The organism is Inquilinus sp. 2KB_23 (assembly GCF_052115705.1).
Taxonomy (GTDB): Bacteria; Pseudomonadota; Alphaproteobacteria; order DSM-16000; family Inquilinaceae; genus Inquilinus; species Inquilinus ginsengisoli_A.
Map to the genome: position 1 here is coordinate 126,223 of NZ_JBFRHF010000007.1, position 26,734 is coordinate 152,956.

A 26,734-nucleotide genomic window follows, 5' to 3' on the forward strand; every position below is an offset into this window, starting at 1 on the left:
CCTGGTCCGGGGACGACAGATCCCGTTCGACTGGGAGAGCACCGAGGTGAGCGTTTCCGCCGCGATCCGGCGCATCACGATCCCGCAGCTCCGCGCCCGCAAAGGGCAGGAGCCGATCGTCGCGTTGACCGCCTACACCACGCCGGTGGCCCGGCTGCTCGACCCGCATGTCGACGTGCTGCTGGTCGGCGACAGCGTCGGCATGGTGGTGCACGGGTTGGACAGCACCGTCGGCGTCACGGTCGAGATGATGGCCCTGCACACCGCCGCGGTGCGCCGCGGTTCCGTCCGTGCCGCGATCGTGACCGACCTGCCCTTCGGCAGCTACCAGGCGTCGCCGCGCGACGCCTTCGCCGCCGCGCACCGGCTGATGGTCGAGGGCGCCTCGGCGGTGAAGCTGGAGGGCGGCGCGGAGATGGCGGAGACGGTGGCCTTCCTCACCGCCCGCGGCATCCCGGTGATGGGTCATGTCGGCCTGCTGCCGCAATCGGTCAACATGCTCGGCGGCTACAACGCCCGCGGCCGCAGCCCGGAGGAGGCCGAGCGCATCCTGGCGGCAGCGAAGGCCATGGTCGAGGCCGGCGCCTTCTCCCTGGTGATCGAAGGCACGGTCGAGCCGCTGGCCCGCCGGATCACGGAAGAGGTGGCGGTGCCGACCATCGGCATCGGCGCCTCGGTCGATTGTGACGGCCAGGTGCTGGTGGTGGACGACCTGCTGGGGCTGACCGGGGCCGGCACGCCGCGCTTCGTCCGCCGCTACGCCGACCTCGCCGGCGCCATCACCGAGGCGGCGTCGGCCTTCGCCGCGGATGTGAAGGCCCGGCGCTTCCCCGGCCCCGAACACGTCTTTGCCGAGAAGAAGCCGTCATGAGCCCTGCGGCGCCCGCCCTTCCGCTGGTCGCCCGGACGGCGGCCGAACTGCGCACCGTGGTGGCCGGCTGGCGCCGCGACGGCGCCCGGATCGGCCTGGTCCCGACCATGGGCGCGCTGCACCAGGGCCACCTCACCCTGGCCGAGGCGGCGCGGCGGGCGGGGGCCGACCGGATCCTGTTCAGCATCTTCGTCAACCCGGCCCAGTTCGGGCCGAAGGAGGATTTCAGCCGCTATCCCCGGCGCGAGGCCGAGGATCTGGCCAAGCTGGCCGGCATCGGCGCCGATCTGGCTTACCTGCCGACGGTGGAGGAGATCTATCCGCCCGGCTTCGCCTTCTCGATCGTGCCGGGCGGGCCGATCGTGGCCGATCTCGAGGCCGCGATCCGACCCGGCCATTTCGCCGGGGTGGCGACGGTGGTGGCGAAGCTCTTGATCCAGGCCGGGGCCGACATCGCCGCCTTCGGCGAGAAGGACTACCAGCAGCTGCTGCTGGTGCGCCGGCTGGTGCGCGACCTCGACCTGCCCTGCGCCATCTTGGCCGTGCCGACGGTGCGCGATGGCGACGGCCTCGCCCTGTCGTCGCGCAACGCCTTCCTCACCGAGGCGCAGCTGGCGGTGGCCCGGCGGCTGAACCGGATCCTGGCCGAGATCGCGGCGGAGCCGGGCCGGCTGGCGGCCGGGCCCGACCGGCTGCGCGACGCGGGATTCGATGCGGTCGACTATCTTGTGCTGCGCGATGCCGAGACCCTGGCCGACCCGGTGCCGGGCCGGCCGCGGCGCCTGATCGCCGCGGTCCGGCTCGGCGCCACGCGGCTGCTCGACAACCTGCCGGTCGCGTAAGGCCCTACTTCGGCGGGGTCTGCGGCGTCGTCTGCGACGGGTCGGGCGCGCCGGTCAGCGATGCCGGCGGGGCCGACAGCGGCTGGCGCTCGATCGGTTCGGCCGGAACCGCCGGCGGCGAAGGCTCGGCCTGCTGCGACTTGTCGATCGGAATGGTGTCGCTGCCGCAGGAGGCCAGCAGCAGGGTGGCGGCCGCGGCGGCCAGGATCAGGCGGGTCATCGGTCAGTCCTCCAGTCTCGATCGGCGGGCACTGTAGTCATCCGGGCAGGCCAAGGCGAGGGGGCGCCGCAGCCCCTGGCCGGCCCGTAGGCTGCCGTGCGATTGCGGCGGAAATCGGAAGGGTGAACCGGTGGGCGCCGTGAGACGGCTCACGGCGCCCGAGCCGCGCGAGTGGTGGTATCATCGCCGATCCGCGCGGCTCCGCCCCGGCGGCGCGACGCGGCCCATAGTCAAAGGGGATTTGACCATGACCCGCGTTTATTTCGCGACCAACCGGGCGCCCAGCCCGCGATCCAACCCGACGGATTTCACCGCCGAACTGTCCAGCATCGCGGCGGACGAAATCTGGTTCGGCTGGGCGGATGTCGATTCGAACGGGAACGCCACCGGGTTGAACGTGCCGCGCGAATCGGACGATGCCGGGGCCGGGCGCCACGGCGTCACCGCCACTTTCGACACGCTGCGGCAGCAGATCCAGGCCGAGCCGGCGGATCTGATGTTCTTCGTCCACGGTTTCGCCAACACCTTCCGCAACGCGCTGGCGCGCGCGGCGCAGCTGACCGGCTTCTACCAGGCGCAAGGCTCCGGCCCGCTCTGCCCCTTCGTGTTCTGCTGGCCATCCCTGGGCAAGGTCATCGATTTCGGGTCCCTGGTCGGCGAGGGCAAATCCGCCTATCGCGCCGATCGAGATGCGGCGCAGCGCTCGGGCATCGCCTGTGGCGACGCGCTGATCCGCTGGTCGAACTTCGGCCCCACGCTGCCATCGCAGCCGCGCCGTATCCTCCTTGCCCACAGCATGGGGAACTGGGCCCTGCGGAACGGGGTGCAATCGCTGCTGCAGCGGGGCCAGATCCTCCCGGCAACGCGGCTGGCCGATGAGACCATCCTGGCCGCGGCGGACGAGGACTTCGACACCCTGACCGACGCGGGAAAGCTGCAGCGGCTCTGCGGCCTCACCGACCGGGTCACGGTCTATCTCAACCAGCAGGACGTGCCGCTCTGGTTCAGCTGGTCCGTGATGGCCAATCCCTTGCGGCTGGGCCGCCAGGGGCCGTCGCTGCCGGCCGGGCTGGCCGCGAATGTCGCGGTGGTGAACTGCTCGCCGGTGGTGCCGGTGGACCAGGCCGATCTCGACACCCACCAGTATTATCGGCGCATCCCACGCGTGGCGGCGGACATCGTCCAGGTGCTGAAGGGCACGGCCAGCGATGCGGTGACGGGCCGCCGGGCCGATGGCGGCGGCCGGTATACGCTGCCCTTCACCGGCTGAAACGCAAACGGCCGGCAATGCGCCGGCCGTTCCGGACGATCGAGAGTGGGCGGCGGATCAGGCCGCGGCGATCAGCTTCTTCGTGGCCTCGACCAGGCCCTTCACCGCGGCGACCGAGGTGTCGAAGGCGGCCTTCTCCTCGGCGGTGAACTGGACCTCGACGATCCGCTCCACACCGTTGGCGCCGATCACCACCGGCACGCCGATGTACAGGCCGGTGACGCCGTACTGGCCGGTCAGGTAGGCGGCGCAGGGCAGCACGCGGCGCTTGTCGCGCAGATAGCTCTCGGCCATGGCGATGGCGGAGGAGGCGGGGGCGTAGAAGGCGCTGCCGGTCTTCAGCAGGCCGACGATCTCGGCGCCGCCGTCGCGGGTGCGCTGGATGATCTGGTCCAGCGTCTCCTGCGTGGTCCAGCCCATCTTCACCAGGTCGGGCAGCGGGATGCCGGCGACGGTGGAATAGCGGGCCAGCGGCACCATGCTGTCGCCATGGCCGCCCAGAACGAAGGCGGTGACGTCCTCGACCGAGACCTTGAACTCCTCGGCCAGGAAGTAGCGGAACCGCGCGGAGTCGAGCACGCCGGCCATGCCGACCACCTTCTCCGGCTTCAGGCCGCAGGCCTCGCGCAGCACGCCGACCATGGCGTCCAGCGGGTTGGTGATGCAGATGACGAAGGCGTCCGGGGCGTATTGCTTGATGCCGGCGCCGACCGCCTGCATCACCTTGGTGTTGGTGCCGATCAGGTCGTCGCGGCTCATGCCCGGCTTGCGCGGCACGCCGGCGGTGACGATGACGACGTCGGCGCCCGCGATCGCGGAATAGTCGCTGCCGCCCTTCAGCACGGCGTCGAAGCCCTCGACCGGCGAGGCCTCGGCGATATCAAGCGCCTTGCCCTGGGGCACACCGTCGACCACGTCGAACAGGGTGATGTCACCGAGCTCCTTGAGCCCGGCGAGCAGGGCGAGGGTGCCGCCGATCTGCCCCGCGCCGATGAGGGCGATCTTGTTGCGCGCCATGACGTGCCATCCTTCCGATGAGCCGCAGAAAAGACAGGCGGTGTCCTAGCGCGATTTCGCAGGTGCAGCAAGCCGGGGGCATGCCCGCTTCGGGCACGCCCCCGGCCGCATCAGGATCAGGCCAGGAGGGCGGCGACCGCGTCGCGTTCCTCGGTCAGCTCGGCCACCGTCTTGTCCAGCATCGACCGGGCGAAGCCGTCGATCTCGAGCCCGGTGACGCGGCTGTAGCTGCCGCCGGCGCAGATCACCGGCGCGCCGCTGACCAGGCCTTCGGGGACGCCGTAGGAGCCGTCGGAGGGCACCGCCATCGACACCCAGCGCCCGTCGCTGCCATGCACCCAGTCGCGCATATGGTCGATCGCCGCATTGGCGGCGGAGGTGGCGGAGGAGGAGCCGCGCGCCTCGATGATCGCGGTGCCGCGGCGGGCCACGGTCGGGATCAGGGTCTCGCGGTACCAGGTCTCGTCGCCGATCAGCTCCGGCAGCTTGCGGCCGTTGGCGGTGGCGAAGCGGTAGTCGGCGAACATGGTCGGCGAATGGTTGCCCCAGATCACCAGCTTGTCGATCGCGGCGGTGCCAACGCCAGCCTTCGCCGCCAGCTGCGCCAGCGCCCGGTTGTGGTCCAGCCGGACCATGGCGGTGATGTTGCCCAGCGGCAGGTCGGGCGCGCTGCGGGTGGCGATGTAGGCGTTGGTGTTGGCGGGGTTGCCGACCACCAGCACTTTGGCGTCGCGCTTGGCCGCCTCGTTCAGGGCGCGGCCTTGGACCTTGAAGATCTCGGCATTGGCCGACAGCAGGTCGCGCCGCTCCATGCCCTGGGAGCGGGGGCGGGAGCCGACCAGGAAGGCGGCGTCGATGTCGCGGAAGGCGGTCTTCGGGTCGTCGGTGACGACGATGCCGGCCAGCAGCGGGAAGGCGCAGTCCTCGAGCTCCATGACCACGCCCTGGACCGCCTTCAGGGCCTGCGGCAGGTCGAGCAGCTGCAGCACCACCGGCTGGTCCTTGCCGAACACGTCGCCCTGGGCGATGCGGGGCAGCAGCGAGTAGCAGATCTGGCCGGCGGCGCCGGTGACGGCGACATGAAGGGCGGGTTTCGGCATGGGAGGGGTCTCCTGGCAAGCCCGAAGCGGCTTTCGGGCGGACTTTATGGAAGCGCCGGGCCGATGGGAAGCGCCGGCCGGGCGCGGTCGGACGGGATCAGACCTGCGACGCGAAGCGGGCGCGCAGCTCCTCCGGCAGCGGGAAGGACTGGCGGGTCTCCAGGTCGAACATCGCGCTCACCGTCTCCGCCGTGGCGTGGCAGCGGTCGCCGACGAACAGGGCCTGGGCATAGGTGAAGGACTTGCCGCCCAGCCTGGTCATCCGGGTGCCGATGCGCACGTCGTTCGGCCAGGTCAGCTCACGCAGGAAGTTCATGGTGATGCGCACCACCACGGCACCGCGGCTCTTGCCCAGCTTGATCCCGGAATCGAGGAAGAAGTGCAGGCGGGCGGTCTCGAAATAGACGCCATAGGCGTTGTTGTTCACATGGCCCAGCGCGTCGGTGTCGGAATAGCGCACGCGCTCGTCCGCCCAATGCGGATAGGAGGCGGGATCTGTAGGATCGAAGCTGGTCTCGGTCATGTCGCTCTCCGGGCGGGGCTTCCCGCGACATAGACCCGAATCGGCCCCAGTGCAAAGCCGCCGGTTGTCGCGAGACAAGGTTCCGGTCGCCCGGCGGCCCGCATCGTCCTACCGTTTCCGAAAACAGGGACGAAGGAGGACGCCATGGACCAGGACTGGCTGATCACCGCAGCCCAGACCGCCGCGCTGATCCCCGGGCTGCCGGCGGAGCAGTTCATCGACCGCATGCAGCACGGCACCATGAAGACCGGGCTGTACGCCCCGCGCGGCACCGATCCGCAGGGCCCACACAAGCGCGACGAGCTCTATGTCGTGTGGCGCGGCACCGGCGTCTTTTTCCGCGACGGCGAGCGCAAGCCGTTCGGGCCGGGTGACGTGATCTTCGTTCCGGCGCATATGGAGCACCGGTTCGAGGAGTTCAGCGATGATTTTGCGACATGGGTGATCTTCTGGGGCCCGGAGGGCGGGGAGACGAATTAGAGCCGGCGCCGGCCGAACCGCGCTGGGGCGCCGATCTCGGCCCGGGGGCGGAGGCGCCGCCGCAGCAGGCGGCCGAGGCGCTGCGCCTGGCCGCTGAGATGGGGGCCGTCGCCGGCCGCTTCGCGCTCGACTGGGGTACGCTGCAGCCGGAAGGCCGTGGCCGCCTCGACCCCGCGGCGCTGGGCCGGCTGGACCGCCATGTCGATGCGCTGGGCGAGGCCGGGCTGGCCCCGTGGCCGGTGCTGGCGCCGGCGCGGCTGCCGCGCGAGCTGCGGCTGCGCGGCGGCTGGACCGGGCGCGACACCGCCTGGCGCTTCGCCGAATTCGCCTGCCGCGCGGCCGACCGCATCGGCGACCGCATGGCCGCGCTGGCGATCGATGCCGGCGCGCCCGGCTTCGCCCGCGACGAGGCGGCATGGCGCGACCGGCCGATCGGCATGGCCGAAGCCGCGGCCTTCACCGCCGCGCTGCACCACCTGCTGCTCGGCCGCGGCCTGGCGCTGGCGGCGCTGCGCCAGGAAAGCACGCGCTGGCGCCTCGGCGCCGCCCTGGCGTCGCCGCCGCCCGACCCCTGGGACGACACTCTGGCCTCGTCCGACGCCGTGGCCTTCGCCGACGCGCTGGGCTGGGAGGCGTCGGTGGCGACGCTGCGCGACGGCCGCTATCCCGATCTGGCGCTGGAGCGGCTGGGCCGGGTGGTGGTGGACGACGACGCGGCGCGCTGCCGCGGCCCGGTCGACCTGCTGCTGCTGGACCATGCCGGGCCGCTGTGGGCCCGGATGGAGGCGGATGCGCCGGGCGGGGTGGCGCTGGCCGAACGGCCGCGCGGCGCCGTAGCGATCGAGACCGCCGGCCCCGACTCGCTGCGCCGGGCGCTCGACCGGCTTGTCCAGGCCTGGCCGAAGCTGCCGGTCCAGCTGTCGCTGCGCCTCGCCGTCGACGACCCGCCGGCCCAGGAGGGGCGGATCGAGGACACGGTTCGCATCGCCCGGCTGGACGCGCATTTCGAGGCCGCCCATGCGGCCTGGGCGGCGGGGGTGCCGGTCGCAACCGTCTTCGCCGGCCCGGTGCTGGACGACGGCCGGGCCCCGCCCGCCGGGCTGGTGGCCTGGGCCGACCGGGCCGACGTGCCACAGCCGAAGGCCAGCTGGGGTTGGCTGCAGCAGCGGATCCGCGGATAGGTGCGAACGTATGCCAGAAGCGTACAGCAGAGGCGTACGGAGGGTGCATCCGCTGTGACGCCGAGGCTCCTGGTGGAACCTGCAACGCCGCCCAACGTTATTCCATGAGGTCGCGGATGCCGCGATGACTGCGGCAACAGCCCGCGACCTGATGGAGTATCAGGTCATGTCACGGACCCGTCTGCGCCGGTTTGTTCTGGCCGGCGTCTTGGCCGCAGCAGCGGTCGGTCTCGGTGGTTGCGTCGCCTATCCCGTGGGCTACGGCGGCTATGACGGCTACGGCTATGGCGACAGCTACGCCTATGTGCAGCCGAACTACTACTATGGCGGCTACCCACGCTACTACGGTGGGTATCGCAACTATTACGGCGGCTATCCGCGCTACTACGGCAATCGCGGCGGCTACTATGGCCAGCCCGGCTACGGCTACCGCGGCGGCTATGGTGGATACGGCCATGGCGGATATGGCGGCTACGGCCGCAGCCGTTAGAACCGTCGGGTAACGCCTTCGCGAATCAGGCGATCCAGCCCAGCGCGGCGGCGCCCAGCAACAGCACGCCGAACACGATCCGATAGATCGCGAAGGCGGTGAAGCGGTGCGACTGGATGTAGCCCAGCAGCCATTTCACCGCGATGAAGGCGGTGATGGTGGAGACCACGAAGGCGATGCCCAGCGCGCTCCAATCCTCGTGCGGGGCGCCCTCCTTGAACGCGCCGTATAGCTGGTAGGCGCTGGCCGCATACATCGTCGGGATGCCGACCAGGAAGGCGAATTCGGTGGCGGCGGCGCGGTTGCTGGTGCCGGCCAGCATGGCGACGAAGATGGTCGCGGCCGACCGCGAGGTGCCGGGGAAAACGCCGGCGACGACCTGTGCCAGGCCGACCACGATGGCGACCAGCCAGGTCACCCGGGAGCTGTCGGGCTGCTTCGCCGCCTGGCGTTCCGCCCAGATCATCCAGACGCCGCCGATGATCAGCGCCCACGCGATGGGCGCTATGTTTTCCGGCAGGGTGAAGCCCAGCTTCTTGGCCACCAGCCCGAGCACCGCGGTGATGGCGAAGGCGACCAGCAGCCGGATGCCGTAGCGGCGGTTTTCCGGCTGGCGCCAGCCCAGGATCAGGTCCAGCAGGCGGCGCCAGTAGATCACCGTCACCGCCAGGATCGCGCCGGCCTGGATCACGATGTTGAAGGTGTCCGACCGTTCGCCCAGCCAATGCTCGGCAATGATCAGGTGCCCGGTGCTCGAGATCGGCAGGAATTCGGTGATGCCCTCGATCACCCCGAGGATGATCGCGCTCAGATGGTCCAAGACGGTGCTCTCCGGGATGATGCGGCCGGATCGCTTGTGAACGAACCCAGCCGGTTTGGGAACCCGGCTTCAACCCGCGGCACCGGTTAAAGTTTCGTAATTCGCTGACGGGCGAGGGTCAGCCGCCGGCCGAGGCGGCCGGCCCGCGGGCGGCGATGGCGTCGAGGGCGGGGTCGCGCCCGGCCCGGTAGTCGGCGAAGGTGAAGCCGGTCGGCACGGTCGGCGACAGGTCGCCGGCGGCGACGCCGTACACATAGTTCAGCCAGAAGCAGCGGCCGATCTCGGCTAGGCCGCAGCCGTTGCGCCAGTCGTGGAACGCGCTGGCATAGCGGATCGAGATGCCGGAATTGGGCAGGGCCGTGCGCCCGCCCTCGGCCCAGAAGGCGGTGAAATCGCCCGTGGCCTGGCCGACGATCTCGACATTGCCAGGGGCGAAATACTTCAGCCGGGCCAGGGTGGTGATCGCGGCGGAGAAGGTGTCGGGCCCGGTCAGCACATAGATCCGACCCTCCGGCCCCAGCGCCTGGGGCAGGCGCCGGGTGAAATCCGCGGTCAGCACATAGTTGCCGCCGGGGTTGGCGCGCAGGTCCACGATCACGCTCTTCGGCTTGCGCCGTGACGCCTCCTCGACCACCTGGGCCAGGAAGTCCGCCAGGCCGGTCCCGGCATCGTCGCTGATGCCGCGCAGCTCCACGAACAGCGTGCCGGCGTCGGGATAGGCCTGCCAGTAGGTGCGGTCGCCCTGCTGCAGGTACAGCGGCAGGGTCGCGGCCCCGGACAGCACATGCTGCCACGGCCCGTCATCCTCCGGCAGGGCGGTGGGCAGCAGGTCGATCGCCGGCTGGCGGACCGCGCCCTCTCCGCGCATCGCCGGCCGCGGGTCGGCGGCGATCTCGCGGGTCACGCGGCGGCCGTCCGCCAGGTCCAGCACCAGGGAAGCCGCATCGGGCGACGGCAGCAGGCCCAGGGCGTGGAGGGCGGCCGGCGACGAGATCAGGGAGACCGACAGCAGCCGCGCCCGGCTGTCGCGGCCGCCGAAATAGGGGCGCAGCGTGCCGGCCAGCGCCTCCGGCGTGCGGCCGCCCAGCGTCACCACGCGGGCGCCCAGCAGGTCGGCCAGCGCGGCCCGGGCAGAGACGACATAGAGGCCGTCGTCGAACCACACCAGGCGCAGCGGCAGCGCGTTGAGCGACCGGCCCATGGCGCCGCCGCGGACATAGGTGTGGCCGTTCTCGGCCAGGGCGACGGCGCGGGTGACGCCCAGCTCGAACCCGGCGTCGTCCAGCCCGCCGGGCGCCGCCGCCGCGACCTCGGCCAGCAGGCCGTCGATCCGCTGGTCGAACCGGCCCAGCGCTTCGGGCGAGAAGCTGCGGTCGATCTCGGGCAGCTGGCGCAGCCGCTCCAGGTCCTGGCGCTGCGCCTCGGCCCGGGTGCCGGGGGCGGGCAAGTCGGCCGGCGCCAGCTGCGGGTAGTTGGGCCGCACCACCACCAGATAGGCGGCCCCCGCCGCCGCCCCGGCCGCCACCATCAGCACGGCCCCGATCCCGGCCGCGATCGCCCATCGCCTCATGGCTGTTCCCCCCCACCTGCATCCACGGCCGGTTCGGCCGGCATGGGGTGCCTAGCAACCGGCGTGCCGCAGCGGCAGGCGGCCGGCCGCCTGGGGTGGGGCATGAAGGGTGAGGGCGCCCGGCGAAAATTCCGCCACGCTTCGGCGGATTTTCCCAGGCCCGGCGGCGTTCCCTACTCCGCCGCCGGATTCTCGCTGCGATGGACCAGCAGCTGGCGTTCCAGCTCCTTCGAGGTGCGGCTGGCCGGGGCGGTGAAGCGGGCCAGGGCCTGGTAGATCACCGGCACCAGGAACAGCGACAGCAGGGTCGAGACCATGACGCCGCCGAAGATCACCACGCCGATCGCCTGGCGCGACTCGGCGCCGGCCCCGGTCGCGATCGCCAGCGGCAGGGCGCCCAGCGCGGTGGCGATCGAGGTCATCAGGATCGGCCGTAGCCGGGTGGCGGACGCCTCATGCACCGCCGCCAGCACGTCCCGCCCCTCGTCGCGCAGCTGGTTGGCGAATTCGACGATCAGGATGGCGTTCTTGGCCGTCAGCCCGATCAGCATGACCATGCCGATCTGGGTGTAGATGTTCACCGTCATGCCCAGCAGCGCGACCGAGCCGAGCGCGCCGAAGATCGCCAGCGGCACGGTCAGCAGAATCGTCACCGGGTGGACGAAGCTCTCGAACTGCGCCGCCAGCACCAGGAACACGATCAGCAGCGCGGTGCCGAAGGTGATGTAGAGCGAGGCGCTGCTCTCCAGGAACTCGCGCGTGTCGCCGTCCCAGGACAGCCGGGCCTCGGCCGGCAGCGTGTCGGCGACGGCGACGCGGACTTCGGTCACCGCGTCGCCCAGCGTGGCGCCGTCGGCCAGGCTGGCGGTGAAGGTGATGGCGCGCACCCGGTCGAAGCGGCCCAGGCTGGCCGGGCCGGCCACGTCCTGCAGCTTGACCAGGCTGGTCAGCGGCACCAGCGTGCCGCCGGACGCCCGGACGAAGATGTTGGACAGGTCGCGCGGCGTCTGCCGGTCCTCGGCCCGGGCCTGCAGCACCACGTCGTACTCCTCGCCGTCATCCTCGTAGCGGGTGACGGCGACCGACCCGAACATGGTCTCCAGCGTCTCGCCGATGGCGCGGATCGAGATGCCCAGGTCGGCGGCGCGGTCGCGGTCGATGGCGACGCGCAGCTCCGGCTTGGTCTCGTCGTAGTCGGCCTGCAGGTTGCGCAGCACCGGCGACCCGCGCAGCCGGTCCTGCAGCTGGTCGCGCCAGGCCGCCAGCTGCTCATAGGTGTTGCCGCCGATGACGAAGCGCACCGGCGCGCCGGAGCCGCGGGCGAGGCCGCTGGGGTTGATGCCGACGGCGCGGATGCCCGGGATGTCCGACAGCTTGGCCGACAGCTCGCGCACCACCTGCTGCTGCGACCGGGTGCGCTCGTCCCACGGCTTCATCTGGCCGATCACGGTGACCCGGTTGACGCCGGTCGGGCCCCAGCCCGGCGCCAGGATGGACAGCAGGCGGGTGACGTCCTGGGCCGCGACATAGGGCGACAGCGCACTCTCGATTCGTGCCAGCTGGGCGCCGGTGTAGTCGATGCTGGAGCCTTCGGGCCCGGTGGCGCTGACGATCACCCGGCCGCGATCCTCGGTCGGCACGAATTCCTGCGGCAGGCTGTGCAGCAGCGCCGCGGCGCCGACGCTCAGCGCCAGGGCGATGGCGCAGATCAGCACCGGCGCGCCCAGCGCGAAGCCAAGCGCCGCGCGGTAGCCGCGGTTCAGCAGGTCGAAGCCGTGCTCGGTGACCTTGTGCAGCCAGGTCTCCTCATTCGCCGGCCGCAGCAGCCGGCTGCACATCGCCGGGGTCAGGGTCAACGCGACCAGGGCCGAGAACAGCACCGAGGAGGCGACGGTGATGCCGAATTCGCTGAACAGCCGGCCGACATTGCCCTGCAGGAACGAGATCGGCACGAACACGGCGGTCAGCACCGCGGTGGTGGCGACCACGGCGAAGCCGATCTGGCGTGAGCCGAGATAGGCGGCCACCAGCGGCGGCTCGCCCAGCTCGATCCGCCGGCTGATGTTCTCCAGCACGATGATGGCGTCGTCGACCACCAGGCCGATCGCCAGCACCATCGCCAGCAGGGTCAGCACGTTGATCGAATAGCCCAGGGCCGCGAGGATGATGAAGGATGCGGTGATCGACACCGGCACGGCGACCGCCGGGATCAGCGTGGCGCGCACGCTGCGCAGGAAGATGAAGACGATGCCGATGACCAGCGCCAGGGCGATGCCCAGCGCGATGAACACCTCGTCGATCGACTTGTCGATGAAGACGCTGTCGTCGGACGAGATCTCGATCTGTACGTCCGGCGGCAGCGACTGGCGCAGCGTGTCCATCGCCTGACGGACATCGGCGGCGACGTCCAGCGTGTTGGCGGTCGACTGCTTGACCACGCCGACGCCGATGGCCGGGCGGCCGTCGACGCGGAAGCCGCTGCGGTCGTCGCGGGCGCCGACCTCGACCCGGGCCACGTCGCCCAGCCGCACCAGCGTCTCGCCCTCGCGGCGCAGCACGATGCGGGCGAATTCCGGCGGGGTCGACAGCCGGGTGTTGGTGCGCACCGTCAGCTCGCGGTCGCTCGATTCGACCCGGCCGGACGGCAGCTCGACATTCTGCGCCTCGAGCGCGCTGCTGACGTCCTGCACGGTGACGCCGCGCGCCGCCATGGCGTTGCGGTCCAGCCAGATCCGCATCGACGGCTCGCGCTCGCCGCCGATCGTCACCTGCGCCACGCCCGACACCGCCGACAGCGGGTCGACGACATAGCGCTGGGCCAGGTCGGTCAGCTCCAGCGCCGACCGGCCCTGGCTGGTCAGGGTGGCGTAGATGATCGGGCTGGCGTCGGAATCGACCTTGCGGATGATCGGGGTGTCGGCATTGTCGGGCAGCTGCCCGATCACCCGGCCGACCGAATCGCGGACGTCGTTGGTGGCGCTCTCGACATCGCGGTCGATGGCGAATTCCAGCCGGACGCTGGACCGGCCCTCCTGGCTGGTCGAGCGCATGGTGCGGATGCCGGCGACGCCGGCCACGCCCTCCTCGATCACCTGGGTGATCTGGCTCTCGATCACCTGGGCCGACGCGCCCTCATAGGCGGTGCTGACCGACACGATCGGCGGGTCGATGTTGGGGTATTCCCGGACGGTCAGCCGCTGGAAGGCGAAGACGCCCAGCACCACCAGCAGCAGGCTGACCACCACGGCGAAGACCGGCCGCCGGATCGCGGTGTCGGAGAGGACCATCTCAGGTCGCCGCCGGCGTGGCGCCGGCCTCCTGCACCTCGACCGGCACGCCGTCGCGCAGCCGCTGGGTGCCTTCGGTCACCACCAGGTCGCCCGCCTCCAGGCCGGTCAGGATCTGGACCTCGCCGCGCATCCGCATGCCCAGCGTCACCTCGCGCCGCGCCGCCCGGCCGCCGACGATCATGTAGACGAACTGGCGCGTGCCCAGCGGCACCAGCGCCTGCTCCGGCACCAGCAGGGCGGCGGGGTTGGACGACAGCTGCACCCGCACGGTCATGAACATGCCGGGGCGCAGCGGCCCGTCGCGGTTGTCGATCTCCGCCACGGTGTTGACCGACCGGGTGGCCGGATCGATCCGGGTGCCGACCGAGGTCACGACGGCGGTGAAGGCGCGGTCGGGATAGGCGTCGCTGCGCACCTCCAGGGCCAGGCCGGGCGACAGGCGCGACAGCAGGATCTCGGGCAGGTTGAAGTCGACCTTCACCCGGGTCAGGTCGTCGAGGGTGACGATCGGGGTACCGGGCGACACCAGCGCGCCGAGGCTGACCTGGCGGATTCCCAGCGTGCCGGCGAAGGGCGCGGTGATCACGCGTTCGGCCAGCCGCGCCTGCTGCGCCGCCACGGCGGCGGTCTTGACCTCGAGGTCGGCGCGCAGCGCGTCGACCTGGGCCTGGGCGACGTTGCGCGACTTCGACAGCGTCTCGGCCCGGTCCAGGGCCTGGCGGGAGTTCCTCAGCTCGGCCTCGGCCGAGGCGACCGCGGCCTCCAGCTCGGCGCTGTCCAGCCGGATGATCGGCGTCCCGGCCGTGACGGTCTGGCCGTCCTCGAAGGCGATGGTGCCGACGATGCCGGTGGTCTTGACGGTGATGGTCACCGCCTCGCGCGCCCGGGTGGTGCCGACGGCGTCGACCGCCTCGGTCACCGTGCCGCTGCGCACCGGCGCCAGCATCACCGGAACCGACGCGTCACGGTGCGGCGCGACCGCGCCGTCCGCCCGCCACGGCGCAAAATGCCACGCGCCCGCCGCCGCGACGGCAAGCAGGCCGATCACCAGAAATTGTTTCCACACGCGCATGCGTCCGCGAAGCCCCCTTCCGTCGCCGCGCCGGTTCAGCCGGCACAGTGTAGTCCAAATGGCCCGTTTCTTGTTGGTTTCCGCCTTGCGCATCCTTCACGGCACAGGGGCGGGATTCCGTCGTGGCATCGCTGCCATTGGGGAACCGGCCATGCGATCGCGTGTTTATGGCATCGAGATGACGAATTCCCGCCGCCTTTTTCGGCAGGCAAAAGGAAGGGGCCCGACGGGCCGGCGCGCAGCGCGCCGGCCACCGTGGGTAAGTGGAAAATGGGACTGCTCTACAGCGAAGCGGAGGATGCGGTCGATCTGCATGGCCGCCGCATCCTGATCGTCGAGGACGAACAGATCGTCGCCCTCGACCTCGAACTGACGCTCCGGACCTGGGGCGGCACCGTGGTCGGGCCGGCGACGACCGTGTCGCGCGCGGTCGAGATGGCGCGCAACCAGACCATCGACGGCGCCATGGTCGACCTCAACCTCGCCGGCGCCGCGGCCTTTCCCGCCATCGACATTCTGCTGCAGCGCGGCGTGCCGGTGATCCTGGCGACCAGCTATCCGCGCGAAAGCCTGCCCACCGCCTACCGCAACCTGCCGATCCTGCCCAAGCCCTACGACCCGCGCCGCTTCTCCGGCCTGGTGCAGTCGATCTTCGCCGTCGGCCGCGAAGCCAGCATCCACTGATCTGCCGGCTCCGGCCCTGCAGCCCGCGTCAGGGCTGGGGCGCCCAGGGCTGCGTGGTGGTCCGCACCACCTCTCCCGACGCCCGTGCCGCCGCGATCGACAGCGCCAGATACTGGTCCTGCGCCGCCTCGGCGAAGCTGTAGATATCCGCCCCGGTCTCGACATAGGTCGCCATACCCTCCAGGCAGGCGGCGACGGCGATCTCGTCGTCGTTCAGCCGGGCGCCGGGGAAGGGGTTGCGGTACACCCGATCCGCCCCGGCCAGGATGCCCAGATGGTGATGGCCCTGGATGTCGGCGTACTGCCCGGCATCCTGGCGCAGCAGCCGCAGCGTCACCGGCGTGCGGTGGTCCTCCAGATAGCGCAGCTCGTCGTCGCGGATCTCGCCGCGCTCGCCCCGCACCATCACGCGGGGGCCGCGGATCCAGGAATGGTACTGGTCGCCGGTGAAGTCGAACACCGCCAGCCGCTCGCCGAAATCCAGCGTCGCGATGGTCTGCTCCGACCGGGCGATGCGGAACTCGTCCGGCGGCCCGGCCCGTGTCGGGCTGGCCACGATCGGGCTGGCGAAGCCCTGGGCGCGGATGGCGGCGTTCTCGAAGCCCAGGCCGAGATATTTCCGGATCAGGCTGGTGCCGTGATAGCCATGCGCCACCGAGACATGGGCGTGGCTGGGCGTGCCGATCCGGCCGGCGGCGATCAGCGCCAGCCGGGCGGCGTGGGTCGGCTGCAGGAAATACTGCTCCGCAACCTGCAGCCGGGCACCGCCGCGGACCAGCTCGGCCAGCCGCAGCAGCCCCTCCAGGTCCGGCGCCGGCGGCGTCTCGCTCAGCACCGGCATGCCGGCGGCCGCCAGCTCGGCGATCACCCCGGGTGCGGCCGGCTGCGGCACCGACACCACGGCGAAGCGCGGCCGGGTCAGGCGCAGCAGCGCCTCGGTCGAGCGGAAGGTCGGCAGCCCCCATTGCGCCTCGAAGGCGGCGCCGCGGGCGGGGTCGCGCACCACCACCCCGTCGATGCGGAAGCGGTCGGGCAGCGCCCGGGCGGCGCGCAGGAAGAACTCGGTGCGCCAGCCGGGGCCGACGATGGCGAAGTTGCAGGGCGGCATGGGATCGTTCCCTCGGGACTCGGAGCCATCGACTCGGGATCTGATCGGAATCACACTCCAGAACCGCAAACGGTGTAAACCGCATCTGACGGGTTGTCGGAGAGGATAGATGGCGAAGCGGCCGCGGGCGGATCTGGTTCTGGTCGAACGCGGCCTGGCCGAGAGCCGCGCCCGGGCCCAGGCGCTGATCCTGGCCGGGCTGGTCTATGAGGGCACGCGCCGGGTCGACAAGCCGGGCGACGGCGTCGCCGTGCCCGAGGCGCTGTCGGTGCGCGGCCGCGACCACCCCTGGGTCAGCCGCGGCGGGCTGAAGCTGGTCAAGGGCCTCGACCATTTCGGCATCGACCCGGCCGGGCTGGTCGGGCTGGATGTCGGCGCCTCGACCGGCGGCTTCACCGACGTGCTGCTCAACCGCGGCGCCGCGAAGGTCTACGCCGTCGATGTCGGCCACGGCCAGCTGGCCTGGTCGCTGCGCCAGGATCCGCGCGTGGTGGTGCTGGAGCGGACCAACGCCCGGCATCTCGACCGCGCGCTGATCCCCGACCCGGTCGGCATCGTGGTCTGCGACGCCAGCTTCATCGGGCTGGAGATCGTGCTGCCGGCCGCCCTGTCCCTGGCGGCGCCGGGGGCCTGGCTGGTGGCGCTGATCAAGCCGCAATTCGAGGTCGGGCCCGACCGGGTCGGCAAGGGCGGCGTGGTGCGCGACCCGGAACTGCACCGCGAGGTCTGCGACCGCATCGAGGCCTGGCTCGCTGCCCGGCCGGGTTGGTGCGTGCTCGGCGTCACCGTCAGCCCGATCACCGGCCCCGAGGGCAATGTCGAATTCCTGATCGGCGGGCGATTCGAGGGGTGAATTGCCCCATTTTTGGGGGATTCGCCATGGCGAATCCCCCCACAAGCTTAACGTCCCAGCACCAGCGGCTGCATCGCCGCCACCGGGCCATCGGCGGCCGCGGCGAGGGCGCCGAACTGCTCGGTGACCGGCCCCAGCCCGACACGGACCAGCGCCTCCTCGCTGAAGGGGCCGCCCGAGATCAGGCGGCGCAGCGTGTCCAGCGCCGAAGGCGGGTGCGGTAGCCGCACCACCGCCACCTTGGCGTCGGGGCCCAGCCCGATCGCCTGGCGGGCGATGACCATCGCCGCGTCGAGGCCGCCCAGCCGGTCGACCAGCCCATTCTTCGACGCCTCGGTGCCCAGCCACACCCGGCCCTGGGCGATGGCATCGACCGCCTTGGTGTCCATGCTGCGGCCCTTGGCGACCAGCTGCAGGAAGGCGTCGTAGCCGGCGTCGATGCCGGTCTCGAACCGGCTCTTCTCGCCGGCGTCGAACGGCTCGTTCAGGGTCCAGATCCCGGCGTTGCGGCCGCGCTGCACGCTGCCCCAGTTGACGCCGATCTTCTTCCACAGCGCCTGCAGCACCGGCTTGCCGCCGAAGATGCCGATCGACCCGGTCAGGGTCGCCGGCTCGGCCACGATCGCCTTGGCCTGGGCGGCGATCCAGTAGCCGCCGGACGCCGCGGTCTCGCCCATCGACACCACGATCGGCTTGCCGGCGTCGCGTGCCCGCTGCACCGACCGGCCGATCAGCGCCGACGCGACGACCGAGCCGCCGGGGCTGTCGATCCGCAGCACGATGGCCTTGATCTTGCTGTCCTCGACCGCGTCGTCGATGGTCTCGGCCAGGGTCTGGCCGACGATCTCGTGCCCGAAGCTGCCGTCGGAGCTGGCGTCGACGATCGCGCCGGTGGCGTAGATCACCGCGATCCGCGGCTGGTCGTCCTTGATCTCCGGCTCGGTGGCCGCGAGGTAGTCGCGGGCCTTCACCTGGGTCAGCTTGTGGCCGATCCGGGCTTCGACCAGGCCATCGACCTCGTCCCAATGGGCCAGCTTGTCGATCAGCCGCGCATCGACCGCCTCCTTGGCGGTGTAGGGCCCGCCGTCGATCAGCCGCTTGACGTCGTCCGGCACCAGGCCGCGGCCCTGGGCGATGCCGGCGACCAGCTGGTCGTACAGCCCCTGGGCCATGGCCTCGTTCATCGCCCGGCTGGCCGGGGTAAAGTCGCGCTCGGTGAAGGTCTCCGGCGCCGATTTGTACTGGCCGCGCTTGCTGACCTCGGCCTGGACCCCGACGGTGTCGAGCAGGTCGCGGACGAACGGCACCTCGACGGTGATGCCGGTCAGGCCGACGCCGCCCAGCGGCATCATCACGCTCTGGTCGAAGCCGGCGGCGAGGTAGATCGCGACGTTGCCGGGGCCGGAGCTGCCGAGGTCGTCGGCATGGGCGACGGTCAGCTTGCCCGCCCGCCGGGCCCGGTCGATCGCGTCGCGCAGCTCCTGCGCCGAGGCCAGCGGCACCGAATCCGTCGCGATCCGCGCGACGATGGCGCCGACCCGCGGGTCGGCGGCGGCGCGGTCGATCGCGTCGATGGTCTGGTGCAGGGTCAGCGGGCTCTCGCTCAGGCTGAAGCGGCCGGCCGGCACCTGGTCCGGGGCGCCCTTGCGCAGGTCGAGCACCAAGGCGAGGTCGCCCTTCGGCAGCTGCGGCGTGCGGTCGGCCAGGTACCAGCCCAGGCCACCGACCACGGCGGCCAGCAGCAGGAACAGCACGCCGCAGATGATGAGGATGGCGCGGATGAAGCGGCCCATGATGAGTCCTGGCTTGGGGTCAGCGGTTCATCGCGTGATAGTCGGGGTTCGGCATCATGTCGACGCCGGACGCGACCCGGTTCGACATGTTGAAGAACCCGACCACGTCGCAGATGTCGAAGATGTCTTCGTCGGAAAAGCCCTGCGCGTGCAGCGCCGCGCGCTCGGCGTCGCCGACGCGGTGCGGCTCGGTGGTCAGGGTCCAGGCGAAGTCCAGCATGGCGCGCTGGCGCGGCGGCAGCCGGGCGACGCGGTGGTTGAAGGCCAGCATCTCGCCCAGCTCGGGGTCGTCCGAAAGCCTGCGCACCGCCTGGCCGTGCGCCACCAGGCAGTAGTAGCAGCGGTTGGCCGAGGAGACGGTGACCGCGATCATCTCGCGCTCCAGCTTGGTCAGGCCGCTGTCGCCCAGCATCAGCTCGTTGTAGGTGGCGATGAAGTTGCGCAGCTTCTTCGGCCGCAGGCTGTAGGCGCGGATCACGTTCGGCACCAGGCCCAGCTTCTCCAGGCATCTGGCGTAATAGGCCTTGAGGTCGTCGTCCAGCGCCGCCTCGGGCGGGATTGGGAAGGCCATCACATGGTCGGGCTGCGGCACGACTCGTCTCCTGTTGCTCGCGCCGCGGCACCCTAGCAGGCGGCCGCACGGCGGTCGAACCCGCGCGGTGCCGCCCAGGGCCGTCCGGCCCTAGCCCGGCCGCCTGGCGATGCGGTGGTCCAGCCGGTCGTCGTCCAGCCCCGCCGGCTCCTGGTGCAGGATCACCTCGACGTCGGGGAAGGCGCGCGACAGCGAGGCCTCGACCCGGTCGCAGACGGTGTGCGCCTGCCACAGGGTCAGGCCGCCCTCCATCTCGACATGCAGCTCGATGAAGCGGGTGCCGCCGGCGCTCCGCGTGCGCAGATCGTGCAGGTCGACCACCTCCGGGTCGGCGCGGACGATCTCGGCGATCCGCAGCCGGTCCTCGCGCGGCAGCTCGCGGTCCATCAGGTGGTCGACGGCGTTGCGGGCGATGCGGGCGGCGCTGACCAGCAGCCACAGCGCGACGCCGATCGCCGCCGCCGGGTCCAGCCACAGCCAGCCCGGGCTCTGCCCGATCAGCAACACCGCCAGCACCACCATGCTGGTCGCGGTGTCGCCGACATAGTTCAGCCGGTCCGCGGCGATCGCGGTCGATGCGGTGCGGCGGGCGACGCCGCGCTGGAAGATCACCAGCGCCACGGTGGCGACCAGCGACACCATCATCACGGCGATGCCGACCGGCGGGTCGGAGACCGGCTCGGGCGTGATGAAGCGCCCCGCCGATTCGAAGATCAGCAGCAGGGCCGAGCCGCCGACGAAGGCCGCCTGGGCGATGGCGCCCAGCGGCTCGGCCTTGCCGTGGCCGAAGCGGTGCGACCGGTCGGGCGGCCGCAGGGCGTGGCGCACGCTGATCAGGAGGATGCCGGAGGCGGCGACGTCGACCAGGCTGTCCAGCAGCGAGGACAGGATCGCGGCCGACCCGGTCACCAGCCACGCGGCCAGCTTCAGCAGCGACAGGCAGGAGGCGACCGAGACGCTGACCGTGGTCGCGGTGCGCAGCAGCCGGTCGCGCCGGGTCTGGTCGCTGTCGGCCGGGGCAGGGCCGGCCGGCTCGGAGCTGGCCGGGTTGGGGTCGACCGGGTCGGTGCCGGTCACGGATACAGCCGGTGGTGCCGCCAGCCGCCGCGGCCGGGTTCGTAGACCACGCGGTCGTGCAGCCGGTACGGCCGTTCCTGCCAGAACTCGATCCGCCACGGCACCAGGCGGAAGCCGGACCAGTGCGGCGGCCGCGGCACCGGCCCATCCGTCTCCTCAGGCCCGAAGCGGCGCGTCGCCTCGGCCACCGCCGCCTCCAGTGTCGGGCGGTCGGCCAGCGGGCGCGACTGGGCCGACGCCCAGGCGCCGATCCGGCTGCCGCGGGCGCGGCTGGCGTAGTAGGCGTCGGCCTCATCGGGGTCGACCGGGGTCACCGGCCCTTCGACCCGCACCTGCCGGCGCAGGCTCTTCCAGTAGAAGCACAGCGCCGCCCGCGGGTTGCGGGCCAGCTCGCCGCCCTTGCGGCTTTCCAGGTTGGTGTAGAAGACGAAGCCGCGGGCGGCGGCCTCGGCGCCGTCGACGCCCTTCAGCAGCACCATCCGGACCGACGGCGCGCCATCCGCGGCCACGGTCGCCAGGGACATCGCATTGGGGTCGTTGGGCTCATGCGCCGTGGCCAGCGCGAACCAGTCCCCGAACAGGTCGAAGGGGTCGCCCGGCGGAACGAAATCCCGGTTAGCGGGTTCGGATCCGGCACCGCCGGGATTCGGGGTCGAGGATGGGGTCGTCATGGCGACTCGGCCTTTATTCGGTCGAATTTCGGCTACATTAGGGATCGACGCCGTGAAGTCCATGGCGCGCAGGACAGGTCCGATGCCCGCCACGGGCATCGCAGGAGGATCCGAAGTGATGAAGAAGTTCACCATCGTCGCCGCGCTGGTCGGCGCCGTCGCACTGGCCGGTTGCCAGGACTTCGGCCCGAAGCAGGGCGCCGGTACCCTGATCGGTGCCGCCGGCGGTGGCCTGCTGGGCTCGCAGTTCGGCAGCGGCGGCGGCAAGCTGGCCGCGACGGCCGCTGGCGTGCTGATCGGCGCCTGGCTCGGCAATTCGGTCGGCTCCTCGCTCGACCGGTCCGACCAGCTCTATGCCGAGCGGACCTACAACCAGGCCTTCGAGGGCACCCGCAGCGGCACCGAAAGCTCCTGGCGCAACCCGGATTCGGGGAACTACGGCACCGTCACCCCAACCCGCACCTACCAGAACGCCGGGCGCGACTGCCGCGAATTCACCCAGACCATCTACATCCAGGGCCGGGCCCAGACCGGCACCGGCACCGCCTGCCGCAACGGCGACGGCACCTGGGCGATCGTCAACGGCTGACGGCGATCATCCCGACGATTTGACGAAGGCCCGCCGTGTCCGTCACGGCGGGCCTTCCGCATTCGGGGGCGCGCGATGCAGCGCGATCGGCGGGTCGGGCCGCCGGCCGGGCAGCCGGTCGGCCGGCGGCGGCTCGTCGACCAGCACCGCCGCCAGCGGCGTGTCCAGGCTGTCCTGATGGGATTCCTCGGCGGCGTGGATCCGGTCGGCCAGCGCCTGCAGCCATGGTCCCTCCAGCCCCGGCACTTCACCGATCTTGCCGCGCATGCCGATGCCCAGGCCTCGCATCAGGTCGGCCAGGGTGGTGACCCGCAGGTCGCGCGACACCAGCCAGGTGTCCGAGGCCGAGCGTTCGACGAAGCGGGCGCGGCGCAGCTGTTCCAGCATGCCGTCGAGGGCGGAGATGCCGACCGGCACCCGCTCGACCAGCGTGCGGCGGTGCAGCCCGACGCCCAGCCGGCTGGCCGCCGCCAGCTCGCGCAGCATGGCGACGGCGATGGTCAGGCGCGGCCCCGGCAGCAGGGCGTCGATCTCGGCGCCCAGCAGGCGGCCGGAGCGCCAGTCGGGCAGGGCGGCGGCGATCACCGCGCCGATCAGCACGATCGACCAGGCGAGGTACAGCCACAGCAGGAAGATCGGGATCGTCGCCAGCGCGCCGTAGATCGTCTCATAGGCCGGGAAGGCGCGCAGGTACCAGGCGAACAGCCGCTTCGACAGGTCGAACAGCACCGCCGCGATCAGCCCGCCGATCACCGCATCGACCCAGCGCACCGACCGGTTGGGGATCAGCTGGTACAAGAGCGAGAAGCCGATGAACTGCAGCATCAGCGGCACGAAGCCGATGAACGGCGCCCACAGCTCCTGCCCGCCGCCGCCATAGGTGCCGAAGAAGGTGATGGTGAAGGAGAAGCTGGCGACGACCAGGATCGGTGTCAGCGTTAGGATCGCCCAGAAGGTGACGATCCGCACCGCCCAGGCCCGCTGCTCCTTGACCCGCCAGATGCCGTTGAAGGCGTCCTCGATGGTGGCCAGCAGCAGCACCGAGCTGACCACCAGCCCGACGATCGAGATCGCGGTCAGCCGCCCGGTGTTCTGACTGAAGCCTTCGAGATAGTTCAGCACGGTGTGCCCGACCTCGGGCACCAGCATCTCGACCAGCCAGTTCTGGGCGGCGCCCTTGATCAGCCCGAAGGCGGGAAAGGCGGACAGGATCGAGAAGGCGATGGTGGCGATCGGCACCATCGCCAGCAGCGAGGAATAGGTCAGGGCCGACGCCGCCTGCGCCCCGCGGTCGTTCCAGAAGCGCAGCCCGGCATAGCGGGCGAAAGTATAAACGGCCCGGGCGAAGCCGGCGATGCCGGGCCCGACCCGCCAGCTGCTGTCTTGCCGTTCTCCCGGTCCCGATGTCATCGATCAGCCCACATTTGACCCGCTAGGGCGTTCGTGTACGATCCGCGCGACTTTAATCGAGGACCCGCGGCGCGCCCCGTTCGGGTTTCCTGACCCAGACTGAGGCTCAGCAATGACGGTCCCCTCTCCGCTCCTTCAAGGCAAGCGCGGCTTGATCATGGGCGTCGCCAACGACCGCTCGATCGCCTGGGGCATCGCCTCCGCCTGCGCCGCCCATGGTGCGGAACTCGCTTTCACCTACCAAGGTGACGCCCTGCACAAGCGTGTCAAGCCGCTCGCCGAAAGCGTCGGCTCCAAGCACGTCCTGCCTTGCGACGTCACCGACCAGGCCAGCATCGACAGCGTGTTCGAGACGCTGGGCGAAGCCTGGGGCGAACTCGACTTCCTGGTGCACGGCATCGCCTTCTCGGACAAGAACGAACTCGACGGCCTCTACCTCAACACGTCGCGGGACAACTTCCTGCGCACCATGGACATCTCCTGCTACAGCTTCACCGCCGTGGCCCAGCGCGCCGTGCCGCTGATGAAGAACGGCGGCAGCCTGCTGACCCTGACCTATTACGGGGCCGAGCGGGTGATGCCGCACTACAACGTCATGGGCGTGGCCAAGGCGGCGCTCGAGGCCAGCGTGCGCTACCTCGCGGTCGATGTCGGCGGCAAGGGCATCCGGGTCAACGCCATCTCGGCCGGCCCGATCAAGACCCTGGCGGCCAGCGGCATCGGCGACTTCCGCTACATCCTGAAGTGGAACGAGCTGAACGCGCCCCTGAAGCGCAACGTCACCATCGAGCAGGTCGGCGGCGCCGGGCTGTACCTCCTCTCCGATCTCGGCTCCGGCGTGACCGGCGAGGTCCACCACGTCGACAGCGGCTACCACACCGTCGGCATGGTCGCGGTCGACAACGCCGCGGCGACGGCGGAGCTGCTGCAGGGCCTGGCGCCGAAGCCGTCGTCGGGGTCGTGACCCGGGTCGCGGTCCGGCTGGCCGGCGACTCCGACCGGGCGGCGCTGGTCGCCCTGTTCCAGGAGCTCGACCGCTTCTACGCCAAGGACCGGCCGGTGGCCCCCGCGGCGGTGACGGCGGAGCGGATCGAGCGGCACCTGTTCGGCGACCATCCGACCGAGATCGCGCTGGCCGAGGTCGACGGCGCGCCGGTCGGCCTCGCCAGTTTCGGCATGCTGTTCCCGGGGCCGGGCCTGAGCGGCCATCTGCAGCTGAAGGACCTGTTCGTGCGCGACGGCGCGCGCGGGCTGGGCGCCGGCGAGGCGCTGATCCGCTTCCTGGCGCGGCTGGCGCAGGAGCGCGGCGGCAGCCGGCTCGACTGGACCACCGAAACCTGGAACGAAGGGGCGCAGCGCCTCTACGACCGGCTTGGGGCGGCGCGACAGCCGCAGAAGGTCTATTATCGGCTGGAGGGCGACGCCTTCCAGCGATTGGCGAAAGCGGACAGCTAGTCCGGACGGGACGAGATCATGGCCGGCAACAGCTTCGGAACCCTGTTCCGCTTCACCACCTGGGGCGAAAGCCACGGGCCCGCCATCGGCGCGGTGGTCGACGGCGTGCCGCCGCGGATTCCCCTTGATGAGGCCGACATCCAGCCCTGGATGGACAAGCGCAAGCCCGGCCAGTCGCGCTTCGTCACCCAGCGGCGCGAGGCCGACGAGGTCAAGATCCTGTCCGGCGTCTATGAGGGCCAGACCACCGGCACCCCGATCTCGCTGCTGATCGAGAACACCGACCAGCGCAGCAAGGACTATTCCGACATCGCGGCCAAGTTCCGGCCCGGCCATGCCGACTACACCTATTGGAAGAAATACGGCATCCGCGACCCGCGCGGCGGCGGCCGGTCCAGCGCGCGCGAGACCGCCTGCCGGGTCGCGGCCGGCGCCGTCGCCCGCAAGATCCTGGCCGGGGTGACGGTGCGCGGCGCCCTGGTGCAGATCGGCCCGCACGCGATCGACCGCGGCCGCTGGGACTGGGACGAGGTCGACCGCAACCCGTTCTTCTGCCCCGACGCCGAGACCGCTTCGCGCTGGGAGGAGTATCTCGACGGCGTGCGCAAGGCCGGCTCCTCGACCGGCGCCATCGTCGAGGTGGTGGCCGAAGGCGTGCCGGCGGGCTGGGGCGACCCGATCTACGACAAGCTCGACAGCGACCTCGCCCGGGCGATGATGACGATCAACGCGGTCAAGGGGGTCGAAATCGGCGCCGGCTTCGGCGCCGCGGCGCTGTCGGGCGAGGAGAACGCCGACGAGATGCTGATGGGCAATGACGGTACGGTGCGCTTCACCGCCAATCACGCCGGCGGCATCCTCGGCGGCATCTCGACCGGCCAGCCGGTGGTGGTGCGCTTCGCGGTCAAGCCGACCAGCTCGATCCTGACGCCGCGGCGGACGGTCGACATCGAAGGCCACAACACCGAGATCCTGACCAAGGGCCGGCACGACCCCTGTGTCGGCATCCGCGCCGTGCCGGTGGGCGAGGCGATGATGGCCTGCGTCCTGGCCGACCACCTGCTGCGCCAGCGCGCCATCGAACCCTGGGATTGAGGGCGGGCGCGCTGCTTGCCTGAACGTCATTCCCGCGGAAGCGGGAATCTCTTACCGGTCAAAGCGCGACGAGATCCCGCTTCCGCGGGGATGACGATGAGGTGCTGGAAATCCTTCGACGGTTGACGTGTCACCAAGCGCAGCCCCCGCCCTGCCTCAGCGGCGGCGGACGGCGTTGCGGGTGTGGATGTCGAAGACCGAGAACGCCTGGTCGGCATAGGCGCGCGTCCCGCTCTCGGTCGCCGTCGCGGCATCGCTGAAGAAGCACATCACCTTGCCCCGGCGCACCAGGGCGTAGGGCGCAACCGCGGCCGAACCGAAATCCGACAAAAATTTCGTCAAAGCCTCGGCATCCGCGCCGCCGGGGTGAATCTGCTGCATCTGCTCGGTCATTGGTCCTCCAGGATCGACTGGCTGCGCGGTGATCCGGCGCGCCTGATTCGCGCCGGGCCGGGCGGCGTACCGCAGCCGCAATCGTCGGACTATAGACGGGTGCGGCGGGCAATGGGAGAGTCCCGGAGGGGGAGGCCGGCCTGCGGCCGTAAAACCCTTGCCCGCGGGCCGGGCTTGCGGTCACCCTCGCAGCGGGATGCCAAGGCTTCCGGTTCCTATGGCGGTGAACTTTCACCGCTCTCGGGGGTTCGGTGGACGGAGTGAACCC

The 26,734-nt window shown here is 71.1% G+C and carries 27 protein-coding genes; 12 read left to right on the plus strand and 15 right to left on the minus strand.

Annotated elements, in window-relative coordinates:
* Positions 1–46 precede the first annotated feature (46 nt).
* Together panB and panC are read left to right on the plus strand one after the other, a co-directional pair.
* Positions 47–871: a 3-methyl-2-oxobutanoate hydroxymethyltransferase gene (panB, locus tag AB4112_RS11185; protein WP_309798056.1), complete on the plus strand. Its 825-nt coding sequence runs from the start codon at positions 47–49 to the stop codon at positions 869–871.
* Entirely contained in the window at positions 868–1,713 is an 846-nt protein-coding gene (gene panC / locus AB4112_RS11190) for a pantoate--beta-alanine ligase (protein WP_309798053.1), read from the plus strand. Before panB ends, panC begins: the two co-directional genes overlap by 4 nt.
* 4 nt (positions 1,714–1,717) lie before the next feature.
* On the opposite strand, the gene AB4112_RS11195 is transcribed toward panC, so the two are convergent.
* Positions 1,718–1,933, minus strand: a complete 216-nt coding sequence (locus tag AB4112_RS11195; protein ID WP_309798052.1) for a hypothetical protein — start codon at positions 1,931–1,933, stop codon at positions 1,718–1,720.
* A 247-nt stretch (positions 1,934–2,180) separates the two neighbouring features.
* On the opposite strand from AB4112_RS11195, the gene AB4112_RS11200 reads away from it, so the two are divergent.
* On the plus strand, positions 2,181–3,203 hold the full coding sequence (locus AB4112_RS11200) for an alpha/beta hydrolase (protein WP_309798049.1): 1,023 nt from the start codon (positions 2,181–2,183) through the stop codon (positions 3,201–3,203).
* Between the two features lie 57 nt (positions 3,204–3,260).
* Here the strand turns inward: AB4112_RS11200 and mdh are convergent, their stop codons facing one another.
* From mdh to AB4112_RS11215, 3 genes are all read right to left on the minus strand, one after another.
* Positions 3,261–4,220 (minus strand): malate dehydrogenase, encoded by a 960-nt coding sequence (gene mdh / locus AB4112_RS11205; RefSeq protein ID WP_441719536.1) that lies wholly within the window; start codon positions 4,218–4,220, stop codon positions 3,261–3,263.
* A 116-nt stretch (positions 4,221–4,336) separates the two neighbouring features.
* Positions 4,337–5,320, minus strand: coding sequence for a malate dehydrogenase (locus tag AB4112_RS11210; protein WP_309798044.1), 984 nt, complete (start codon positions 5,318–5,320; stop codon positions 4,337–4,339).
* 97 nt (positions 5,321–5,417) lie between these two features.
* Positions 5,418–5,843, minus strand: a complete 426-nt coding sequence (locus AB4112_RS11215; RefSeq protein ID WP_309798041.1) for an acyl-CoA thioesterase — start codon at positions 5,841–5,843, stop codon at positions 5,418–5,420.
* Between the two features lie 144 nt (positions 5,844–5,987).
* Between AB4112_RS11215 and AB4112_RS11220 the strand changes: the two genes are divergently transcribed.
* The 3 genes from AB4112_RS11220 to AB4112_RS11230 all read left to right on the plus strand — a co-directional run bounded on the left by AB4112_RS11220 (position 5,988) and on the right by AB4112_RS11230 (position 7,994).
* Positions 5,988–6,323, plus strand: a complete 336-nt coding sequence (locus AB4112_RS11220) for a cupin domain-containing protein (RefSeq protein ID WP_441719540.1) — start codon at positions 5,988–5,990, stop codon at positions 6,321–6,323.
* Complete coding sequence (locus AB4112_RS11225) at positions 6,281–7,504, plus strand: family 1 glycosylhydrolase (RefSeq protein ID WP_309798036.1); 1,224 nt, start codon at positions 6,281–6,283, stop codon at positions 7,502–7,504. The genes AB4112_RS11220 and AB4112_RS11225 overlap by 43 nt, the downstream gene beginning before the upstream one ends.
* Positions 7,505–7,628: 124 nt before the next feature.
* Positions 7,629–7,994, plus strand: a complete 366-nt coding sequence (locus AB4112_RS11230; RefSeq protein WP_441719544.1) for a hypothetical protein — start codon at positions 7,629–7,631, stop codon at positions 7,992–7,994.
* A 25-nt stretch (positions 7,995–8,019) separates the two neighbouring features.
* Here the strand turns inward: AB4112_RS11230 and AB4112_RS11235 are convergent, their stop codons facing one another.
* From AB4112_RS11235 to AB4112_RS11250, 4 genes are all read right to left on the minus strand, one after another.
* The gene (locus tag AB4112_RS11235; protein ID WP_441719547.1) at positions 8,020–8,814 is read right to left on the minus strand and encodes an undecaprenyl-diphosphate phosphatase; all 795 of its coding nucleotides are present in this window, start codon (positions 8,812–8,814) and stop codon (positions 8,020–8,022) included.
* 118 nt (positions 8,815–8,932) lie between these two features.
* Positions 8,933–10,384 (minus strand): hypothetical protein, encoded by a 1,452-nt coding sequence (locus AB4112_RS11240; RefSeq protein ID WP_441719550.1) that lies wholly within the window; start codon positions 10,382–10,384, stop codon positions 8,933–8,935.
* A 173-nt stretch (positions 10,385–10,557) separates the two neighbouring features.
* On the minus strand, positions 10,558–13,671 hold the full coding sequence (locus AB4112_RS11245; RefSeq protein ID WP_441719553.1) for an efflux RND transporter permease subunit: 3,114 nt from the start codon (positions 13,669–13,671) through the stop codon (positions 10,558–10,560).
* Position 13,672: 1 nt separating this feature from the next.
* Positions 13,673–14,740 carry an efflux RND transporter periplasmic adaptor subunit gene (locus AB4112_RS11250; protein ID WP_309798024.1) on the minus strand — a complete coding sequence of 356 codons (1,068 nt, stop codon included), beginning with the start codon at positions 14,738–14,740 and terminating at the stop codon, positions 13,673–13,675.
* A 276-nt stretch (positions 14,741–15,016) separates the two neighbouring features.
* Here AB4112_RS11250 and AB4112_RS11255 point away from each other — a divergent pair, with 276 nt between their 5' ends.
* Positions 15,017–15,430, plus strand: a complete 414-nt coding sequence (locus tag AB4112_RS11255) for a hypothetical protein (protein ID WP_441719556.1) — start codon at positions 15,017–15,019, stop codon at positions 15,428–15,430.
* 28 nt (positions 15,431–15,458) lie between these two features.
* On the opposite strand, the gene AB4112_RS11260 is transcribed toward AB4112_RS11255, so the two are convergent.
* Positions 15,459–16,538 (minus strand): Gfo/Idh/MocA family protein, encoded by a 1,080-nt coding sequence (locus AB4112_RS11260; RefSeq protein ID WP_309798021.1) that lies wholly within the window; start codon positions 16,536–16,538, stop codon positions 15,459–15,461.
* A gap of 109 nt (positions 16,539–16,647) precedes the next feature.
* Between AB4112_RS11260 and AB4112_RS11265 the strand changes: the two genes are divergently transcribed.
* Positions 16,648–17,391 (plus strand): TlyA family RNA methyltransferase, encoded by a 744-nt coding sequence (locus AB4112_RS11265; protein ID WP_309798020.1) that lies wholly within the window; start codon positions 16,648–16,650, stop codon positions 17,389–17,391.
* Positions 17,392–17,438: 47 nt separating this feature from the next.
* On the opposite strand, the gene sppA is transcribed toward AB4112_RS11265, so the two are convergent.
* The 4 genes from sppA to pdxH all read right to left on the minus strand — a co-directional run bounded on the left by sppA (position 17,439) and on the right by pdxH (position 21,524).
* On the minus strand, positions 17,439–19,184 hold the full coding sequence (sppA, locus tag AB4112_RS11270) for a signal peptide peptidase SppA (protein WP_309798018.1): 1,746 nt from the start codon (positions 19,182–19,184) through the stop codon (positions 17,439–17,441).
* 19 nt (positions 19,185–19,203) lie between these two features.
* Positions 19,204–19,776 (minus strand): peroxidase-related enzyme, encoded by a 573-nt coding sequence (locus tag AB4112_RS11275; protein ID WP_441719561.1) that lies wholly within the window; start codon positions 19,774–19,776, stop codon positions 19,204–19,206.
* Between the two features lie 90 nt (positions 19,777–19,866).
* Entirely contained in the window at positions 19,867–20,853 is a 987-nt protein-coding gene (locus AB4112_RS11280; protein ID WP_441719563.1) for a cation diffusion facilitator family transporter, read from the minus strand.
* Complete coding sequence (gene pdxH / locus AB4112_RS11285) at positions 20,850–21,524, minus strand: pyridoxamine 5'-phosphate oxidase (RefSeq protein ID WP_441719566.1); 675 nt, start codon at positions 21,522–21,524, stop codon at positions 20,850–20,852. The genes AB4112_RS11280 and pdxH overlap by 4 nt, the downstream gene beginning before the upstream one ends.
* Before the next feature lie 118 nt (positions 21,525–21,642).
* On the opposite strand from pdxH, the gene AB4112_RS11290 reads away from it, so the two are divergent.
* Positions 21,643–22,113: an RT0821/Lpp0805 family surface protein gene (locus AB4112_RS11290; RefSeq protein ID WP_309798011.1), complete on the plus strand. Its 471-nt coding sequence runs from the start codon at positions 21,643–21,645 to the stop codon at positions 22,111–22,113.
* Between the two features lie 42 nt (positions 22,114–22,155).
* On the opposite strand, the gene AB4112_RS11295 is transcribed toward AB4112_RS11290, so the two are convergent.
* Positions 22,156–23,523: a YihY family inner membrane protein gene (locus AB4112_RS11295; protein ID WP_309798010.1), complete on the minus strand. Its 1,368-nt coding sequence runs from the start codon at positions 23,521–23,523 to the stop codon at positions 22,156–22,158.
* Positions 23,524–23,635: 112 nt separating this feature from the next.
* Here AB4112_RS11295 and fabI point away from each other — a divergent pair, with 112 nt between their 5' ends.
* From fabI to aroC, 3 genes are read left to right on the plus strand one after another with little or no spacing between them, the layout of a single operon-like run.
* On the plus strand, positions 23,636–24,487 hold the full coding sequence (gene fabI / locus AB4112_RS11300) for an enoyl-ACP reductase FabI (RefSeq protein ID WP_441719570.1): 852 nt from the start codon (positions 23,636–23,638) through the stop codon (positions 24,485–24,487).
* Positions 24,484–24,978 (plus strand): GNAT family N-acetyltransferase, encoded by a 495-nt coding sequence (locus tag AB4112_RS11305; protein WP_441719572.1) that lies wholly within the window; start codon positions 24,484–24,486, stop codon positions 24,976–24,978. Before fabI ends, AB4112_RS11305 begins: the two co-directional genes overlap by 4 nt.
* 18 nt (positions 24,979–24,996) lie before the next feature.
* Complete coding sequence (aroC, locus tag AB4112_RS11310; protein WP_309798003.1) at positions 24,997–26,073, plus strand: chorismate synthase; 1,077 nt, start codon at positions 24,997–24,999, stop codon at positions 26,071–26,073.
* A gap of 156 nt (positions 26,074–26,229) precedes the next feature.
* On the opposite strand, the gene AB4112_RS11315 is transcribed toward aroC, so the two are convergent.
* The gene (locus tag AB4112_RS11315; protein WP_441719574.1) at positions 26,230–26,466 is read right to left on the minus strand and encodes a hypothetical protein; all 237 of its coding nucleotides are present in this window, start codon (positions 26,464–26,466) and stop codon (positions 26,230–26,232) included.
* Positions 26,467–26,734 lie beyond the last annotated feature (268 nt).